We start from the raw sequence: 15,669 nt of genomic DNA on the forward strand, positions 1-15,669 counted from the left end.
ACCCTGATACACCAAACCCGCAGGCCAGGCGGTAAAACCTAGCCCGCGGGCCGCGCAACTAAGCCCTAGAGCACTATGCCGAAGACCGGAACTGCCAGGAAGTAGGTCACTAGCGTGATCAGGATGACGGCAATGATGTTGAGCCACAGGCCACCCTTGATCATGTCGCTGATACGCACGTAGCCGGACCCGAACGCGATCGCGTTTGGTGGGGTTGCCACGGGCAGCATGAACGCACACGTTGCAGACAGCGCAACCGGGATGGTGAGCAGCAGGATGTTCTGCTCGCCGCCCTCGTTGAGGCCGATGCCCACTGCAACACCTGCGAGGATCGGCAGGAAGGTTGCGGCCGTCGCGGTGTTGGACGTGAATTCCGTGAGCGCAAGCACCAGGAAGGCAACCGCCGCGATGAGCAGGAAGACAGGCAGGACACGCAGGCCCTGGGCCAGGTCACCGATCCACAGGGAGAGGCCCGATTCGGAGAACATCTTGGACAGCGCCAGACCGCCACCGAAGAGGAGCAGGACGTCCCACGGAAGTTCGTTCGCGGTCTCCCAGTCCATGAGTCGGGAACCCTTCTTCGTGCCGGACGGCAGGATGAACAGCAGCAGGGATGCTGCGAGGCCGATGGCTGCGTCGGCAACGGAGATGGACCAGCCGAAGTGGTCGATGGCCAGCGGGATGAAGATCCAGCCAAGTGCCGCGCCACCAAAGACGATGGCAGTGAGGATTTCGGCGGTGCTCATCTTGCCCATCTTCTTGACTTCCGCGCGGATAAGTTCGCGGCCACCAGGGATGGTGTCCATCTCGGGCGGGAAGACCAGGCACAGGACGAACCAGGCGATGAAGGTGAAGAGCACGGCCATCGGAACGCCGACGAGCATCCACTGGCCGAAGCCAATCTCAATATCGTGGGTGTTGCGCATGTACGCCACGAGCAGGGCGTTCGGCGGGGTACCAATGATGGTGCCCAGGGAGCCGATAGATGCGGAGTAGGCGATGGCCAGCATAAGGACCGTCGCAAAGTTCTTTTGCTTACGCATGCCGCCAACGGTCTCAGCGGTGAGCTGCAGCACCGACATACCGATTGGGAGCATAACGACGGCCGTAGCAGTGTTAGATACCCACATCGAAAGGAAGCCGGTCGCCACCATAAAGCCCAAGATCAGGCGCTTCGGCTGCACACCAACAAGCAACACAACGGACAGCGCAAGGCGGCGGTGCAGGTTCCAGCGCTGCATGCCCAGCGCCAGGATGAAGCCACCCATGAACAGGAAAATCGTGGGCTCAGCGTAGGAGGCGGAAATCTTTCCAAACCCAATAACCTGCGACAACGGGAACGCAACCAGCGGAACCAGGGCGGTTGCCGCGAGCGGAATGGCTTCTGTCATCCACCACACGCCCATGAGTACTGCGGTGGCGGCGGTGATGCGCATCGCCTCGTAGCTGTACTCGGACTCCGGTTCGAGTTCGAGGACCCGCTCGACGGCGGATTCCGGGAAGATGAGGTAAATGATGATTGCCAGCGCTAGGCCGGCGAAAAGCCCGGTGACTTTGCGGCCATTTTCGTTGCCGGCGGCCGCGACGTCATCTTCGCCCAGCGCGTGGCTGGAGCTTTCTTTGATTTCGGGGGTGCTCATAGTCTGAACTCTAACGTGGCTCACAGTGAACTACACAACAAAGTGCAGAAATGTACCCCCGAAAACACCCCCAATTTAGATTCCGAGTACAGATTTCGCGATGAGGAAGTAAATAATGAGCCCGGTTGCGTCGCAGAATGTTGAAATAAATGGGTTAGAAAACACTGCTGGGTCTGCCCCCACGGTTTTCGCTATGATTGGCATCGCACCGCCCACAGTTGCAGCCATCGCACACACGGCCAGCAAAGTAAGCCCGATGACCAGGCCAATCTGAGGTCCGTACACAATCGAGGCCAAAGCTACACCCAGGACGCCCAGCAGCAAGCCCATCATGAGGCCGACCCGAAGTTCGCGCCACATGACCGTGAGTATGTCACGCTTGCGGACGTCGCCAAGCGCAAGAGCACGCGTCACCGTCGTCGCCGCCTGATTACCCGCGTTACCGCCGGTGCCCGTGAGCAACGGGATAAATAAGGAAAGAACCACAGCCTTCTCCAGCGTGGCCTCAAAAGAGTCCAGGACCTGCACTGTCAGGATCGCAGACACCGCGAGAACCAGCAGCCATACCACGCGCGAACGCACAATCTTGCGCAGCGGGGTCGCCAGATACGGCTGCTGCAGGGGTTCGGAACCGCCGGCGCGGGCGGAGTCCTCGGAGTCTTCTTCCTCCACGATGTCCTGGGCGTCGTCGAAGGTGAGGATGCCTACGAGGCGGTCGGAGTCGTCGACGATCGGCATCGCCAGGTAGTCCAAGGGCAGGAACCAGCGGGCAGTCTCCTCCGCGTCCGCGTGGGCGGCAGCCTTCACCGCGGTCCCAATAACTGTGCCGAGCAGGGCGTCCTCGTCAGCCTTGAAGAGGTCGCGCAGGGAGCACACGCCCGCTAATCGACGATCCCTCTCAACCACCGGAAGCAAATAAATCGTCTCTACATCATCGGCGTGGGTGCGCAGGTACGTGAGCGCCTCCCGGACCGTCTGGTCCACGAAAAGCTCCGGAACCTCCGGCGACATGCGCCGACCCACCGAACCCTTCGGGTACCCGAGAACGACATCCGTGACTGCACGCTCGCCGCGTGGCAGGTCACGCATGAGGCGTTCGGCGATTTCAGCTGGAAGTTCGTCGAGAAGCGAAACACGGTCATCGGGATCGAGAGCCCCGAAGAAGTTCACCACGTCCGCGTTCTGCAACGCACCAATCAGGTCTGCCTGGTGCGCGGCGTCCAGAGCATCGAAGACCTCGATGGCGCGTTCCCTGGACAGGAGCCGCATGAGCATGGCACCGCGGGTGGTGGTGATGCGCTCAATCAGCTCGATGATGTCCTGGATGGGGGGCTCGTCGAGAAGCACTGAAAGCTCATGCGCCCGCTCCGGAGCAAGATCCTCCTCGGAGCGGAGAATCTCCTCCAGGTGCTCGATGGTTTCGGTGTGATTCATCATTACCTCCCCCGCAGGTTAGGGCTGAAAAAAGACCCCACGATTACTCGCAGGGCCACATGGTGCGCCCGGAGGGATTCGAACCCCCAACCTTCTGATCCGTAGTCAGATGCTCTATCCGTTGAGCTACGGGCGCTGGCGGAGATGACAGGATTTGAACCTGCGGACCTCGTGAAAGGTCAACTCCTTAGCAGGGAGCCCCAATCGGCCACTCTGGCACATCTCCAGCGTGACTCATCGTAGCGGGAGGTTCCCCCCAAGGGCAAACCGGCTACCATAAGTACATGATTCGCCCAGACCTCAACGCAATCCCTGACTACGTCCAAGGAAAACCCGCCGCGGCCGACGCCGTCAAACTTTCCTCCAACGAAGTCACCTTCCAACCCCTTCCCGCCGCCGCGCAGGCTATGGCCGACGCCGCAGCCCACGCCAACCGCTACCCCGACATGGGCGCCCACGAACTGCGCACCGCCCTTAGCCAGCACCTCAACCTGCCGGTTGAGCAGATTGCGGTCGGAACCGGCTCATCCGCGTTGTGCCAACAGTTAGTCCAAATTACGTCCACCCCGGACAGCGAAGTGATTTTCCCGTGGCGCAGCTTCGAGGCGTACCCAATCTTCGTGCGCGTCGTCGGCGCCACCCCCGTCGCAATCCCGCTCACCGCATCCGGCCACAACGACCTCGAAGCCATGGCCGCCGCCATCACCGAGCGCACCTCCCTCATTTTCGTGTGCAACCCGAACAACCCCACCGGCACCACCATTACTAACGACGCCTTCCTGAAATTCATGGAAGCCGTACCCTCTCACGTAATCGTGGCCCTCGACGAAGCGTACTTCGAATTCAGCCGCGCCGCCGACTCCCCCAACGCCGCAGAATTACTGGACCGCTTCCCGAACCTCGTGGGCCTGCGCACATTCTCCAAGGCGTACGGCCTGGCCGGCGTCCGCGTCGGCTATGCGTTCGGCCCCGCGCCCGTGATGAGCGCATTAAATAAGGTGGCGGTCCCCTTCGGCGTCTCCTCCGTAGCCCAGGCAGGCGCGCTAGCTTCCCTGGAAGCACGTTCGGAGCTCGCAGCGCGTGTCCAAGAAACCATCGACGTCCGCGATTCCGTCTCCGACGCCCTCGGCGCTGGAAAAACCCAGGCCAACTTCGTGTGGATCCCCGCCTCCGAACGCGAACCATACGCCCTCGCCGAGGCATTTGCCGAGCACGGCGTCATCGTCCGCGCATTCCCCGAAGGCGTGCGCATCACCGTAACGAACGCTTCTGAGACCTCGCGCTTGTTGGAAGCTTGGGAGGCTATCAAGTAGGGGTTTTGGTTTTGGGTGCGTTGGGTTTGGGTGCGTTGGGTTTGGGTGCGTTGGGTTTGGGCGTTCGTGCGTTTCGCGCCCAAGTCTGGCGCTTTCCCCCGGCTGCGTGCGATTTTTGGGCGCGTTTGGTGCGAAAGTGCGCTCCTTCGCACGGACCGCACCCACTTTGGCACGTTATACACCTAAATTCGCGTGAACTGGGTGCAATACGCACGAAACCCGGCCCGCCGACAACGAATCCGCTGCCCAGACGACTGGCCAGCCACCGGATGGGAAGATCTGCGCGCGTGTGCGCGCTCCGACTGGTGCCCACGTCTTCTTTCGAATGTTTCGCACCCACTTGGGCACGCTTTCCGTTTAGGGGCGCCCAATCTGGGTGCGATACGTGCGCACGAACCTAAAGGCGCGCTCTACCGCGCGCACAGGCCCACCCTTCCGGCACCTCACCTGCACTTTTCGGGGCTAACCCGCTAACAGCGGCCGAGTTCGCACACACTGCACCCAAAACCACGCACCCTGGAAGCACAACGCCTCGAGTTGGGTGCGCATTGTGCGTTTCACATGTTTCGCACCCAAACGAGTGCACTTTCAAGGGTCACGCGCAGCTTTTGGGCGCACTACGTGCGAAAGCGTGAAGGTTCACCCATTTCGCACCCATACGAGCACGCTTTCCGTTAATGGGCGCCCGATCTGGGTGCGATACGTGCGCACGAACCTAAAGGCGCGCTCTACCGCGCGCACAGGCCCACCCTTCCGGCATCTCACCTGCACTTTTCGAGGCCAATCCTCCGATAGCGCCCGGGTTCACACTCATTGCACCCAAAACCACGCTCCCTGGAAGCACAACGCCCCGCGATGGGTGCGCTTTGTGCGTTTCACATGTTTCGCACCCAAACGAGTGCACTTTCAAGGGTCACGCGCGATTTTTGGGCGCAAAACGTGCGTCCCCCAAACGCACCACACCCACGCTCACCCCCAAACCCACCCCAAACCCAAAACCGCCCACCCCGGAGACCCCGGAATGGGCGGTTGAACTGCGGAGATGGAGGGATTTGAACCCTCGGATGGTTTCCCATCGCCGGTTTTCAAGACCGGTGCATTCGGCCGCTCTGCCACATCTCCAAATATCCCAGGCGCGCACGAGCGCGCTGCGACACATGGAATCGTACCGCATGGGTCGGCAAAACCTCTAAAGTGGGCCCCATGCTTGCTTATGAGGTCGTGAATAAGGAATTAGTACGCACGGAGCGCCCCCGCCCGGAACCTAAATCGGGCGAGGTACTTGTGGAGGTCGCGGGCGTCGGCGTAAATCGCGGCGACGTGCTCCAGGTCGCGGGCCATTACCCGCCGCCACCTGGGGTGACGGATATTCCAGGGTTGGAGTGTTCGGGCACGATCCTGGACGCCGGGGACACGAACATGGAGGTCGGACAGAAGGTGTCGTGCCTGCTCGCGGGCGGCGCCTACGCCGAATATGTGGCTGTTCCCGCAGGTCAGGTGGCCCCGATTCCGGAACCCCTGACCACGATTGAGGGCGGTTCGATTATCGAGGTCGCCGCCACCGTGTGGTCCAACCTGGGCATGGTCGCGGGCCTGCGCGAAGGCCACCGGGTGCTCATACATGGGGGTGCGGGCGGGATTGGGTCCTTCGCGATCCAACTGTGCGCTGCGCTCGGCGCGGAGGTCGCGGTGACTGCGGGGTCGCAGGAAAAGTTGGATTATTGCGCGTCGTTGGGCGCGACCACCTTGATCAATTACAAGGAAGAGGATTTCGCGGAGCGCCTGAAGGGTTCCTGCGACATCATCTTGGACATCATGGGTGCAAAGTATTTGGCCGGCAACATCCGTTCGCTTGCCGACGACGGCCAGCTGGTCATCATCGGCCTACAGGGAGGAACCCGGGCGGAGATCAACCTGGGTGCTTTGCTACCGAAACGCCTTTCCATTCACGGCCGCACCTTGCGCGCGCGGTCGCTCGAGGATAAGGCTGAGATTGTGCGTTCCACCGTGGAAAACGTGTGGCCTCTACTCGCGGAGGGGAAGATTGTGCACCACAGCCGCACACTTCCGTTCGAGGAGGCGGCACGCGCCCACGAGCTCCTCACGTCGGGTGAGAATACCGGCAAGCTGGTGCTCGAGGTTTAGGCCAGGGAGGCGACGACGCGGGTGAGGTGCTCGATGTCGTGGTTCTGGGTGTAAGGCCCGGCCGCCACGGTGATCGAGCCGTCGGCGTTGAAGCCGGCCATCATGCCATTATCGACGAGACGCTGCTGAATCGTTTCCGCAGGCACGCCCTTAATCGTGAAGGTGATGCGCGGGGTGCGGTCGAGGGCCTCCCCGACTTCCCACTCACGCGGCACACTTTCGACCTCTACGGCCGGCAGCGAACCGATGAAAGTAGTGAGGTCTCCTGCGAGTTCCCGCATGCGGGTTTCCAGGCCGGCGTCGAAAAGCGTTGTGTAATGCGCCAACGTCGGGGCAACGCCACCAGCGAGAATGCCAGAGACTGGGGGAACGTCCAGGTTACGCATGCGGGAAAACATGCGCTCGTTGCGGAAAATCAGGGCGGCGAGATCCGGGCCACCCATCGCGCCGAGATTCATGGCGACGATGTCCGCGCCCCAGGCGTCCATGTCGAAGCGGCGGTACGGGGCGTAGGCGGTGGCGTCGATAAGCACCCAAGAGCGCGACTTCGCGCGCGCCGCATCCACAATCTCCCCCACCGGCTGCACCGAACCAAAGAGCGGGTGCGCCGCGGGTAGCGCCACCAAGCGCGTACCGCCGTTGACTAGCTTGGAATACTGCGCCGGATCCAGAATACCGTCAGTGAACTGGGCGAAACGGACATCGCCGCCAGCGTGGGCGTCGCCACGCGTGAGCACCATCGACCCACCATGCCGCATCAGGGGGCCCATCGCACGCACCAGCGCTCCGTACAATTCGCCCACCGTTGCACCTAAAACCACCTGGCCCGGCGCAACCCCCGCAAAATCAGCGACCGCCTTGCGAGCCTGATCGCGCAACACATCCGCGCGAGTGACCCAGCCGTCCTCGGTCCGGACCGGGGCCGTAACAGACCGCGCGGCGCGTGCGATACCAACAGAAACACGCTCCGGAACCAGCGGATTTTCATGCGCGTTGAGATAGGTCCAGCCATCGCCGAGTGTGACGTATAAACCTCGGACAGACGGCACATCGAAAGAAGCCATCCCCGAACCTCCCTAACTATCCAGACATATTACGCACTCGCTGCACGGAGCATATGGGAAAGACAATACCCCAACGGAATCACGATTCCTACAGACGGCCGGCTAGGCTAGTCAACTGTGTCTACAGAAAGCAATGCCGCAAAGCTCAACGCCGACGTCGCGCGCATGACCTCCCCACCAGGAGACCACGCGCCCGCCTCCGACTCAATGACAGTGCGCGCCGCCTGGCACGACCTCTCCCGCGGCTTCAAGCAGCACGAACTGTGGCTACAGCTCGGGTGGCAGGACATCAAGCAACGCTACAAGCGCTCCGTTCTTGGGCCCCTGTGGATCACCATCGCGACGGGCGTCATGGCGCTTGCCCTCGGTCTTTTATATTCCGTCCTGTTCAAGGTTCCCCTGGACGTTTTCCTGCCGCACGTGACGGTAGGACTGATTTTCTGGACCTTTATTTCCGGGTGCATTAAGGAAGGCTCGGATGTTTTCATCGACAACGAAGGCCTGATCAAACAGCTGCCTTCCGCGATCTCGATTCACGCGTACCGTCTGGTGTGGAAGCAAACCCTCTTTCTGGCGCACAACCTGGTTATTTGGCTGATCCTGATGCTGATCTTCCCCGAAAACTGGAGCTGGAACGTGCTGCTGGCGATCCCGGCCATGTTCGTGCTCGTGGTTAATGGGGTGTGGGTGGCGCTGTTCTTCGGCATCATCGCTACCCGCTACCGCGACGTCTCCCCCCTCCTCGAGGCGGGCACGCAGCTCCTGTTTTACGTCACGCCGATCGTATGGATGACCACGACTTTGCGCGAAAATATGGCGGACATGGGTTCACGCGCGCACTTGGCGCAGCTCAACCCGCTGTACCACTACCTGGAAATTGTTCGCGCCCCGCTGATTGGGCAGCCGCTTAATCCGAACTCGTGGTGGGTTGTGCTCGGCTGCACGGTCGTGGGCTTGCTTCTGACGTTGCTGGCGATGAAGAAGTGGCGCTTCCGCGTCCCGTACTGGGTTTAGGAGTTACTGAATATGGCTCAAGTAAGCATTGACACGCATAACGCCTGCGTAGACTTCCCCATCTTCGACGCAAAATCGCGTTCCATGAAGAAGGCCTTCCTCGGGGCCGCGGGCGGCATGATTGGCCGCAACGCTTCCAACACCGTGGTCGTCGAAGCGCTGCGCAACATCAACCTGCACCTCCGCGAGGGCGACCGCGTGGGCCTCGTCGGGCACAACGGCGCCGGCAAGTCCACGTTGTTGCGCCTGCTCTCGGGCATTTACGAACCCACGCGCGGCTCCGCAATCGTCCGCGGCCGTGTAGCCCCCGTCTTCGACCTCGGCGTGGGCATGGACCCCGAGATCTCCGGCTACGAGAACATCATCATCCGCGGCCTCTTCCTGGGCCAAACACGCAAATCGATGCGCCGCAAAATCGACGACATCGCCGAATTCTCCGAGCTCGGCGAATACCTCAACATGCCCCTGCGCACCTACTCCACAGGCATGCGCGTGCGCCTGGCTTTAGGTGTTGTGACCTCGATCGAGCCCGAGATCTTGCTTCTCGACGAAGGCATCGGCGCCGTCGACGCCGCCTTCATGGCAAAAGCCCGCGTACGCCTGCAAGAGCTCGTTGAACGCTCCGGCATCCTAGTATTTGCGTCGCACTCCAACGACTTCCTCGCCCAGCTTTGCAACACCGCGCTTTGGGTAGACCACGGCGAAATCCGCAAGGCCGGCCTAGTCGCCGACGTGGTGGAAGCCTACGAGGGTCCCGAGGCCGGCGCACATATGCGCAGGTTGCGGGCCGAGATCGAGGGGGCTTAGGGGCGCTTTTGGGCTTGGGGGCGGGGCGTGCGTTTGGCGCGGGGGCGGGCGTTTCTTGCGTTTCGCACCCACTTTTGGCGTTTATCGGGGTCCAGCCTGGTTTCTTGGGTGCGTTATGCGCGAGACACGCTGTTTCCACACATGGCGCACCCTTTTTTGCGCGCTGCCCCTTTTATGGCGCTGATTTTGGGTGCGATGTGTGCGCCCGGGCACCGCGAACCTAACGATCCGACCCCAAAGCCCCAGGTAAACCACCGGATGGGATAGTCTGTGCGCGCTTGCGCGCTCCTTCTTGGGATCCAGGCCAAGGTTTCGCACACAACGCACCCACATCCACGCGTATTGCATGCTTTTCCGGAAGGTTTGGGCGCGATACTTTCGCCCCGCGCGGTTTCGTACACTTCGCACCCATCCGCGAGCTCTTCCGATGCCTGACCTGCCTACATGGGCGCAATATGTGCGGGGTGCGCGCCTTTCACACACAACGCACCCATTTTTAAGCGATCCTTTTAATATGCCGCCACTTTTGGGTGCGATACGCCCGCTGCCGCAAGAAATGACACACAACGCACCCAAAACCAAGGAAACGCCCCCGAAATACGGCCCAGTTGGGTGCAAAACATTCGCCCCAAAAGACCCTTGACCTACACCAAAAACATCGCTATTCTGTTCGACATGGGGGAATTATTTACCAGGAAAGACGTCAAGCAATCCACAAAATCTATCTATGCGCTGCGGAAAGCAGTGGCATCGGGGGAAGTGATACGAATAATGCAGGGATGGTATACGAAATCATGTACTACTCCTTTAGGGCTTGCGCGCGAACTCTGCCGGAAAATCCCAGACTTCGTTTTAGCTGGTGAGAGCGCTGAGCAGCTTTTCTCTGGCCAAGAGCTCACCTTTCCCATCCAGGGGTACGTGAAGCATTCCCGAAGGGCAGTAAGCAACGAGTTCGTGGTTACAACCCGAAAGAGGACTGTTCAGTCGTTTACACATAACAAGGTCAGAGTGGTCACCGGGTACCAAAAGCTTATTTTCGACGGCCATTCGTCCGGCGTTGAGCGCCTGTATTCCGGAAGATCCGGGGCCCAAAAGATGCGCCTTCACCAGCGTGAACACCCACGGAAACGGAAACGGGCGGACACGATTCTAAAAAGGTACGGTGCAGACAGTGGCGCCGAGCTCAAGGTCGCGAACCTGCTGCGCAAGCTTGGGTTCGAACCTGAACACAATTATCTCATTGGCGGGTATGCGTTCGACCTCGTCCTGCCCAAAAAGAAGATTGCCATCGAAATTAATTCATGGGAATTCCATTCGGAGCGCGGTCAATTCGTGGCGGACCATGTGAAGGGAAACGAGGCAGTTGTCCGTGGGTGGACAGTGCTGCGTTTCAGCGGTTCTGACATTGCCCACCACCTCGGCTACGTCAGCGAAATCCTGCAAGAAATCCTCAAGAAACGGAAGCGGCGCTTCCGACCCCTGGTGTGGAGGTGGCACCTTGGCGCGAATTAGTTCCCTTAGACTCTGGGCATGGAGAATTTGGATCATATTGTCATCGCTGGCCCTGACTTGGGCGAGCTCATCGACTGGTTTGAGGAGCTCACCGGGGTTCGCGCGATCCCGGGCGGGCGCCACGACCACGGAACGGAAAATGCGTTGGTGCCGTTGGCGGAGCCGAAGGGCGCCTACGTGGAACTTATCGCCGCCGCTGAAAAGCCGGTGGAGCAGAACTTCTTCGACGTCAACGGTGTGAAAGAACCTACCCCTGCGGCATGGGCGATTCACCCAGACGACTTGGACGCATACGCCAAGGAACATGGTAAAGGCGTAGTGGACATGCAGCGCACTGCGCCTGATGGCACGGTTCTTAAGTGGCGGCTCATCACGCCCGAGGTGGCGCCAATCAGTACCGAACCTTTCGCCATTGACTGGGGTGAGACACCGCATCCGTCGCAAAGCGGGGAAGCAACCCTGCGCCTGGAATCTCTCGAGATCAAGGATGATCGCATCGCAGTCACGTTCGAGGGGTGTGCAACAATAGGCGCATGAGTGTTGCCCCGATTCCTGAACGCCCGTCCGTAGCTGCGGTGATAGTCACGCACCAGCGGGTGGAGCTTTTACGCCGGTCGTTGGAGATGGTGGCTGGGCAGTCTTACCCGGTGGACCACATCATCGTGGTAGACAACGGGGCGCAGCCGGAGGTCCGCGAACTGTTGGAAAGCATCGCGCCGGAGTCGGGTGTGTACTTGGAATCGCGCACGAACCTCGGTGGTGGCGGCGGTTTCGCCTACGGTTTCTTGCACGCGCTTGCGCTGGGAGTGGACGCGATTTGGTGCGCAGATGACGACGGCCATCCGGCCGACACCAACGTCTTGGAAACACTCGTGCGTACTGCGCACGCGCATCGCCTGCATGAAGTCAGCCCTGTCGTCTGCAATATTCAGGACCCGCAGCGTCTGGCTTTCCCAATGCGCCAGGGTCTGACGTGGAAGCGTCGCCGCGATGAACTCGAGGGCGAGTTTCTGGAAGGGTACGCCTCTTTGTTCAACGGTGCGCTGTTCTCGGCGGCCGCGATGCAGGTCATCGGTGTACCTGATTACCGCCTGTTCATCCGCGGGGATGAGGTGGAATATCACCGGCGGCTCCAACGCTCGGGCCTGCGGTTCGGGACCGCGCTGACCACCGCGTACGTGCACCCAGATGGTTCGGACGAGTTCAAACCCATCCTCGGTGGGCGGATGCACACGCAGTACCCGGATTCGGAGTCGAAGCGCTACTTCACGTACCGAAACCGTGGTTACCTGATGAACCAGCCGGGAATGCGCCGCCTCCTGCCCCAGGAATACGCCCGTTTCGGGTGGTACTTCTTGGTGCAGCAGAAGGACCCGAAAGGGTTCGTGGAGTGGCTGAAGCTGCACCGGTTAGGTCGCAAGGAACAGTTCTACCGCCCCTAGAAGCCCTAGCCCGCCCCTAGACCACGCTAGTCCTTGAAGATGAACGCCCGCTGGACCAGGAAGTTAATAACAGTCGCGGTGCCTTGCGAGATAACAAACGCAACAACCAAGGCCACGGTCTGGTTCCAGCCCCAACCTTCGGCGAGGCGCTGGAGCGCCCACTGGCCGCCAATGTTGATGACGTACGTGATGCCATACAGGCCCATGACCTGCGCGAAGCGCTTGTTTGAGTGGCCGGAGCTGAACGTCCAGCGGCTGTTAATCACGTAGGCCGTCAGCGTGCCGAAAACCCAGCCGATAGTGCGCGATACAGGCACGGTGACGCTGAGGAGAACGTTAAAAATCCAGGTAAGCCCCAGGTCAACGACCGCGGACACGCCGCCGGAGATGAGGAATCGGAACGCTTGGGTTTTCATTCCGCTTATTCTAGACCCGCGCCGAAACCGAAGGAATGCAGCTCGGCGTTAATGCGGTCCACGTCCGCTTCGCCGAAGAAGTCGCCCTCGGCGCTCACGCATTGGGCGGCCGCGGTGCCGTCGCGGTGGAGGCGGTCGACCACATCGACGTGGACATCCCAGAGGCCCCAGTGGTACGTCAGGCCGGCGGTCCCGACGTCGCGAAGCATCGCATCCGCGGGGGCGTTGAACCGCCACGGGGCGTCGTCGGCGAGGTGGAAGCAGTGGCGGAGGACGTGGTGCAGGTCAGTCAAGCGCATCGTGGAAATCACCCCGATATAACGCACGGCATCGCCCGCCTGGCAGCGAAGCAGCCAGGTAGTGGGCCGAAGCTCGATGACCGGTGCGTCCATGCCCCCAGCCTAACTATCTAGGCCGGGCAGCGCACGAGTCTCCGAACCGTACTCCTCCGCGAGGGCTTTGCGGCCGCGGCGTTTCGCTTCGAGCGCCAGCCATTCCTGGACCGTGTCGGAGAACGCGCGGGCATACCGCCAAGCGTCCTCGGCAGCAGGTTCGCCGTGGTAGGTGTAGTCGTTGGGCGTGTAGGTGTCTGGCTTGGGGAACCCTAAACGCTTCGCTTCGGCGGCGATGGCGTCGGCCACGCGCGTCAAGGAGCCGTCGCCAGGGTGGACCACAACACTCCCGGCCACGAGCGTATCTACCGGTTCGCCCAGCCAGGCGCCGGACAACGCGCCGGTGTCCGTTTCAACGTGCCACACGGCCTGCTTGTCGACGACCGAAATTTTAGAACGAGTCATGATGCCATGGCCTCGGAGACTGCAAACGTGGCTACGCCGGCCCCGACACCTGCTACCCAGCGGGGAAGGCGGGCGGTGGTGACGTCGATAAGCTTTGTTGCAGCCCAGACACCGCCGACGAGAGCGCCCACGCCGAGCAGCGGATTGCCCTCGGGGACGACGTCGTTGGAAGGGTCATCATCGGTGGCATTGAGGTAGCCGACAAGCGCGCCACCTCCCACGAGCAGCGCCAGGCGGGCGGGCCAGTTACGTGCGGCGACGTAACCGCCAGCAAGTACGGCCTGGGTGACGCGGCCAGCGCGGGTGTCGTCGAGCGGGTAGTAGTCAGTCATGGCCACCAATGTAGCCTGAAACCATGGAAGAGATTCACATTGCAGCACAGCACACGAATGTGCCTCTGAACGATTTCATGACCCGGCTCATGGCCCAAGAATTACCGATGGTCGATTCCACGACCCGCATCCTGGTCTACGAGGAACTGCGCAACTATGAGGGCCCCATTATTACGTCGCAGGAAGAGCTGCCGGAACGCATCCGTGAACTCATGGACCTTTAAGCCCTCCTAACAGTACGTACGTCCTGACCTGCAGTTATACAAATCCCTGTGAGGTCACTGGAAATACACCAATTCAGCCTTATGGGGGCTAAGGTTGTTCCTATGACTATCCAGACCACGGAACAATCACTGTACGGCTGGGGTCGCACCGCGCCCACCACCGCGCACGTGCTATCCACCCCTGACGTTGAAGTTATCCAAAAGGCGGTGCAGGAAGTCGCTGAACGCGAATCCGGCCTGCCGGAGCAGCAGCGTCGCGGCGTCATCGCCCGCGGCATGGGCCGTTCCTACGGGGACCCGGCGCAAAACGGCGGCGGTCTCGTCGTCGATATGCAGGCCCTGAACAAGATTCACTCCATCGACCCGGACTCCGGCATCGTGGACGTGGACGCTGGCGTGAACTTGGACCAGCTCATGCGCGCCGCAATCCCTTACGGCCTGTGGGTTCCAGTCCTTCCGGGCACTCGCCAGGTGACCATCGGTGGTGCAATCGGCCCCGATATTCACGGCAAGAACCACCACGCAGAGGGTTCCTTCGGCGACCACGTGGTCTCCATGGAACTGCTGGTCGCAGACGGTCGCGTCCTGCACCTTGAGCCAGAAGGCAGCGCCGATGACCCAGACGGCACCCTCTTCTGGGCGACCGTCGGCGGCATGGGCCTGACCGGCATCATCCTGCGCGCACGCATCCAGATGACCAAGACGGAGACCGCCTACTTCATCTCGGACACGGACCGCACCGACAACCTGGACGAAACCATCGCCCTGCACTCGGACGGTTCGGAAGAGAACTACACCTACTCTTCCGCATGGTTTGACGTCATCAGCCCGGAGCCAAAGCTGGGCCGCGCGACCATTTCCCGTGGTTCCCTGGCCACCCTGGACCAGCTGAAGGAGTTCGCACCGAAGCTGGCAAAGGACCCGCTGAAGTTCTCCGCGCCGCAGCTGTTCACCGTGCCGGACATCTTCCCATCGTGGACGATGAACAAGCTCACCCTGTCCGCGATCGGCGAGGCCTACTACATGATGGGCGCCCCGAGCCGCAACGATATTAAGAACTTGACGCAGTTCTACCAGCCGCTGGACATGATCGCGAAGTGGAACCGTGGCTACGGCAAGGCCGGCTTCCTGCAGTACCAGTTCGTGGTACCGCCGGCAGCTGTGGAGCCGTTCAAGGACATCATTAAGCAGATGCAGGCTTCCGGCCACTACTCTGCGCTGAACGTGTTCAAGGTCTTCGGCGACGGCAACCGCGCCCCACTGTCCTACCCGATGCGTGGCTGGAACGTGTGCGTCGACTTCCCGATTCGCCCAGGCCTCGGCGCGCTTCTCGACGACCTGGATCGCCAGGTCCTCGAATTCGGCGGTCGCCTCTACCTGGCCAAGGAGTCCCGCGCTACCGCCGAGACTTTCCACGCCATGTACCCAGAGATGGATGGCTGGCTCAAGACCCGCAACGAAATCGACCCGACGGGCGTCTTCGCGTCCGATATGTCGCGTCGCCTGGAACTGCACTAGAAGGAGCCCCA

Annotated in this window: 16 protein-coding genes and 3 tRNA genes; 9 read left to right on the forward strand and 10 right to left on the reverse strand. The window is 61.1% G+C overall.

Features of this window, described 5'->3' with window-relative positions; translation table 11 throughout:
• Nucleotides 1-65 precede the first annotated feature (65 nt).
• The 4 genes from ATK06_RS02875 to ATK06_RS02890 form a co-directional block, all read right to left on the reverse strand.
• On the reverse strand, nucleotides 66-1,640 hold the full coding sequence (locus ATK06_RS02875; RefSeq protein ID WP_048379790.1) for an SLC13 family permease: 1,575 nt from the start codon (nucleotides 1,638-1,640) through the stop codon (nucleotides 66-68).
• Between the two features lie 75 nt (nucleotides 1,641-1,715).
• The gene (gene mgtE, locus ATK06_RS02880) at nucleotides 1,716-3,077 is read right to left on the reverse strand and encodes a magnesium transporter (RefSeq protein WP_408608300.1); all 1,362 of its coding nucleotides are present in this window, start codon (nucleotides 3,075-3,077) and stop codon (nucleotides 1,716-1,718) included.
• A gap of 57 nt (nucleotides 3,078-3,134) precedes the next feature.
• Nucleotides 3,135-3,210, reverse strand: a tRNA-Arg gene (locus ATK06_RS02885).
• A tRNA-Ser gene (locus tag ATK06_RS02890) sits at nucleotides 3,211-3,300 on the reverse strand. It lies immediately after the preceding tRNA gene.
• Between the two features lie 58 nt (nucleotides 3,301-3,358).
• Here ATK06_RS02890 and ATK06_RS02895 point away from each other — a divergent pair.
• Nucleotides 3,359-4,387, forward strand: coding sequence for a histidinol-phosphate transaminase (locus ATK06_RS02895; protein ID WP_098388811.1), 1,029 nt, complete (start codon nucleotides 3,359-3,361; stop codon nucleotides 4,385-4,387).
• Nucleotides 4,388-5,424: 1,037 nt separating this feature from the next.
• On the opposite strand, the gene ATK06_RS02900 is transcribed toward ATK06_RS02895, so the two are convergent.
• A tRNA-Ser gene (locus tag ATK06_RS02900) sits at nucleotides 5,425-5,509 on the reverse strand.
• Between the two features lie 81 nt (nucleotides 5,510-5,590).
• On the opposite strand from ATK06_RS02900, the gene ATK06_RS02905 reads away from it, so the two are divergent.
• Nucleotides 5,591-6,532 (forward strand): NAD(P)H-quinone oxidoreductase, encoded by a 942-nt coding sequence (locus ATK06_RS02905; RefSeq protein ID WP_098388812.1) that lies wholly within the window; start codon nucleotides 5,591-5,593, stop codon nucleotides 6,530-6,532.
• Here ATK06_RS02905 and ATK06_RS02910 read toward each other — a convergent pair.
• A complete protein-coding gene (locus tag ATK06_RS02910) occupies nucleotides 6,529-7,596 on the reverse strand; it encodes an aminotransferase class V-fold PLP-dependent enzyme (RefSeq protein ID WP_048379794.1) in 1,068 nt (355 codons plus the stop codon). The two genes, ATK06_RS02905 and ATK06_RS02910, sit on opposite strands and share 4 nt — an antisense overlap.
• A 165-nt stretch (nucleotides 7,597-7,761) precedes the next feature.
• Between ATK06_RS02910 and wzm the strand changes: the two genes are divergently transcribed.
• From wzm to glfT1, 5 genes are all read left to right on the forward strand, one after another.
• Entirely contained in the window at nucleotides 7,762-8,610 is an 849-nt protein-coding gene (gene wzm / locus ATK06_RS02915; protein ID WP_098389374.1) for a galactan export ABC transporter permease subunit Wzm/RfbD, read from the forward strand.
• 12 nt (nucleotides 8,611-8,622) lie between these two features.
• Entirely contained in the window at nucleotides 8,623-9,417 is a 795-nt protein-coding gene (gene wzt, locus ATK06_RS02920; protein ID WP_048379796.1) for a galactan export ABC transporter ATP-binding subunit Wzt/RfbE, read from the forward strand.
• Nucleotides 9,418-10,092: 675 nt separating this feature from the next.
• Nucleotides 10,093-10,929: an endonuclease domain-containing protein gene (locus ATK06_RS02925; RefSeq protein ID WP_143341383.1), complete on the forward strand. Its 837-nt coding sequence runs from the start codon at nucleotides 10,093-10,095 to the stop codon at nucleotides 10,927-10,929.
• A gap of 18 nt (nucleotides 10,930-10,947) precedes the next feature.
• Entirely contained in the window at nucleotides 10,948-11,466 is a 519-nt protein-coding gene (locus tag ATK06_RS02930; protein WP_053072561.1) for a VOC family protein, read from the forward strand.
• Nucleotides 11,463-12,371: a galactofuranosyltransferase GlfT1 gene (gene glfT1, locus ATK06_RS02935; protein ID WP_048378756.1), complete on the forward strand. Its 909-nt coding sequence runs from the start codon at nucleotides 11,463-11,465 to the stop codon at nucleotides 12,369-12,371. Before ATK06_RS02930 ends, glfT1 begins: the two co-directional genes overlap by 4 nt.
• A 26-nt stretch (nucleotides 12,372-12,397) precedes the next feature.
• Here the strand turns inward: glfT1 and ATK06_RS02940 are convergent, their stop codons facing one another.
• From ATK06_RS02940 to ATK06_RS02955, 4 genes are read right to left on the reverse strand one after another with little or no spacing between them, the layout of a single operon-like run.
• Complete coding sequence (locus ATK06_RS02940) at nucleotides 12,398-12,787, reverse strand: GtrA family protein (protein ID WP_048378754.1); 390 nt, start codon at nucleotides 12,785-12,787, stop codon at nucleotides 12,398-12,400.
• Between the two features lie 5 nt (nucleotides 12,788-12,792).
• Nucleotides 12,793-13,179 carry a hypothetical protein gene (locus ATK06_RS02945; protein ID WP_048378752.1) on the reverse strand — a complete coding sequence of 129 codons (387 nt, stop codon included), beginning with the start codon at nucleotides 13,177-13,179 and terminating at the stop codon, nucleotides 12,793-12,795.
• A gap of 9 nt (nucleotides 13,180-13,188) precedes the next feature.
• Nucleotides 13,189-13,584, reverse strand: coding sequence for a hypothetical protein (locus ATK06_RS02950; RefSeq protein ID WP_048378750.1), 396 nt, complete (start codon nucleotides 13,582-13,584; stop codon nucleotides 13,189-13,191).
• Nucleotides 13,581-13,916, reverse strand: coding sequence for a hypothetical protein (locus ATK06_RS02955; protein WP_048378747.1), 336 nt, complete (start codon nucleotides 13,914-13,916; stop codon nucleotides 13,581-13,583). The genes ATK06_RS02950 and ATK06_RS02955 overlap by 4 nt, the downstream gene beginning before the upstream one ends.
• 23 nt (nucleotides 13,917-13,939) lie before the next feature.
• Here ATK06_RS02955 and ATK06_RS02960 point away from each other — a divergent pair, with 23 nt between their 5' ends.
• Both ATK06_RS02960 and dprE1 read left to right on the forward strand, forming a co-directional pair.
• Nucleotides 13,940-14,140, forward strand: coding sequence for a hypothetical protein (locus tag ATK06_RS02960; protein WP_048378745.1), 201 nt, complete (start codon nucleotides 13,940-13,942; stop codon nucleotides 14,138-14,140).
• Between the two features lie 102 nt (nucleotides 14,141-14,242).
• On the forward strand, nucleotides 14,243-15,658 hold the full coding sequence (dprE1, locus tag ATK06_RS02965; RefSeq protein ID WP_098388813.1) for a decaprenylphosphoryl-beta-D-ribose oxidase: 1,416 nt from the start codon (nucleotides 14,243-14,245) through the stop codon (nucleotides 15,656-15,658).
• The last annotated feature ends 11 nt before the right edge of the window (nucleotides 15,659-15,669 follow it).

Origin of the sequence: Corynebacterium renale (genome assembly GCF_002563965.1) — a bacterium.
Classification (GTDB): domain Bacteria; phylum Actinomycetota; class Actinomycetes; order Mycobacteriales; family Mycobacteriaceae; genus Corynebacterium; species Corynebacterium renale.

Excerpts from the sequence above, each read along its gene's own strand:
- ATK06_RS02875 (WP_048379790.1), bottom strand. The coding sequence starts at position 1,640 with ATGAGCACCCCCGAAATCAAAGAAAGCTCCAGCCACGCGCTGGGCGAA.
- mgtE (WP_408608300.1), bottom strand. The coding sequence starts at position 3,077 with ATGATGAATCACACCGAAACCATCGAGCACCTGGAGGAGATTCTCCGC.
- ATK06_RS02895 (WP_098388811.1), top strand. The coding sequence starts at position 3,359 with ATGATTCGCCCAGACCTCAACGCAATCCCTGACTACGTCCAAGGAAAA.
- ATK06_RS02905 (WP_098388812.1), top strand. The coding sequence starts at position 5,591 with ATGCTTGCTTATGAGGTCGTGAATAAGGAATTAGTACGCACGGAGCGC.
- ATK06_RS02910 (WP_048379794.1), bottom strand. The coding sequence starts at position 7,596 with ATGGCTTCTTTCGATGTGCCGTCTGTCCGAGGTTTATACGTCACACTC.
- wzm (WP_098389374.1), top strand. The coding sequence starts at position 7,762 with ATGACCTCCCCACCAGGAGACCACGCGCCCGCCTCCGACTCAATGACA.
- wzt (WP_048379796.1), top strand. The coding sequence starts at position 8,623 with ATGGCTCAAGTAAGCATTGACACGCATAACGCCTGCGTAGACTTCCCC.
- ATK06_RS02925 (WP_143341383.1), top strand. The coding sequence starts at position 10,093 with ATGGGGGAATTATTTACCAGGAAAGACGTCAAGCAATCCACAAAATCT.
- ATK06_RS02930 (WP_053072561.1), top strand. The coding sequence starts at position 10,948 with ATGGAGAATTTGGATCATATTGTCATCGCTGGCCCTGACTTGGGCGAG.
- glfT1 (WP_048378756.1), top strand. The coding sequence starts at position 11,463 with ATGAGTGTTGCCCCGATTCCTGAACGCCCGTCCGTAGCTGCGGTGATA.
- ATK06_RS02940 (WP_048378754.1), bottom strand. The coding sequence starts at position 12,787 with ATGAAAACCCAAGCGTTCCGATTCCTCATCTCCGGCGGCGTGTCCGCG.
- ATK06_RS02945 (WP_048378752.1), bottom strand. The coding sequence starts at position 13,179 with ATGGACGCACCGGTCATCGAGCTTCGGCCCACTACCTGGCTGCTTCGC.
- ATK06_RS02950 (WP_048378750.1), bottom strand. The coding sequence starts at position 13,584 with ATGACTCGTTCTAAAATTTCGGTCGTCGACAAGCAGGCCGTGTGGCAC.
- ATK06_RS02955 (WP_048378747.1), bottom strand. The coding sequence starts at position 13,916 with ATGACTGACTACTACCCGCTCGACGACACCCGCGCTGGCCGCGTCACC.
- ATK06_RS02960 (WP_048378745.1), top strand. The coding sequence starts at position 13,940 with ATGGAAGAGATTCACATTGCAGCACAGCACACGAATGTGCCTCTGAAC.
- dprE1 (WP_098388813.1), top strand. The coding sequence starts at position 14,243 with ATGACTATCCAGACCACGGAACAATCACTGTACGGCTGGGGTCGCACC.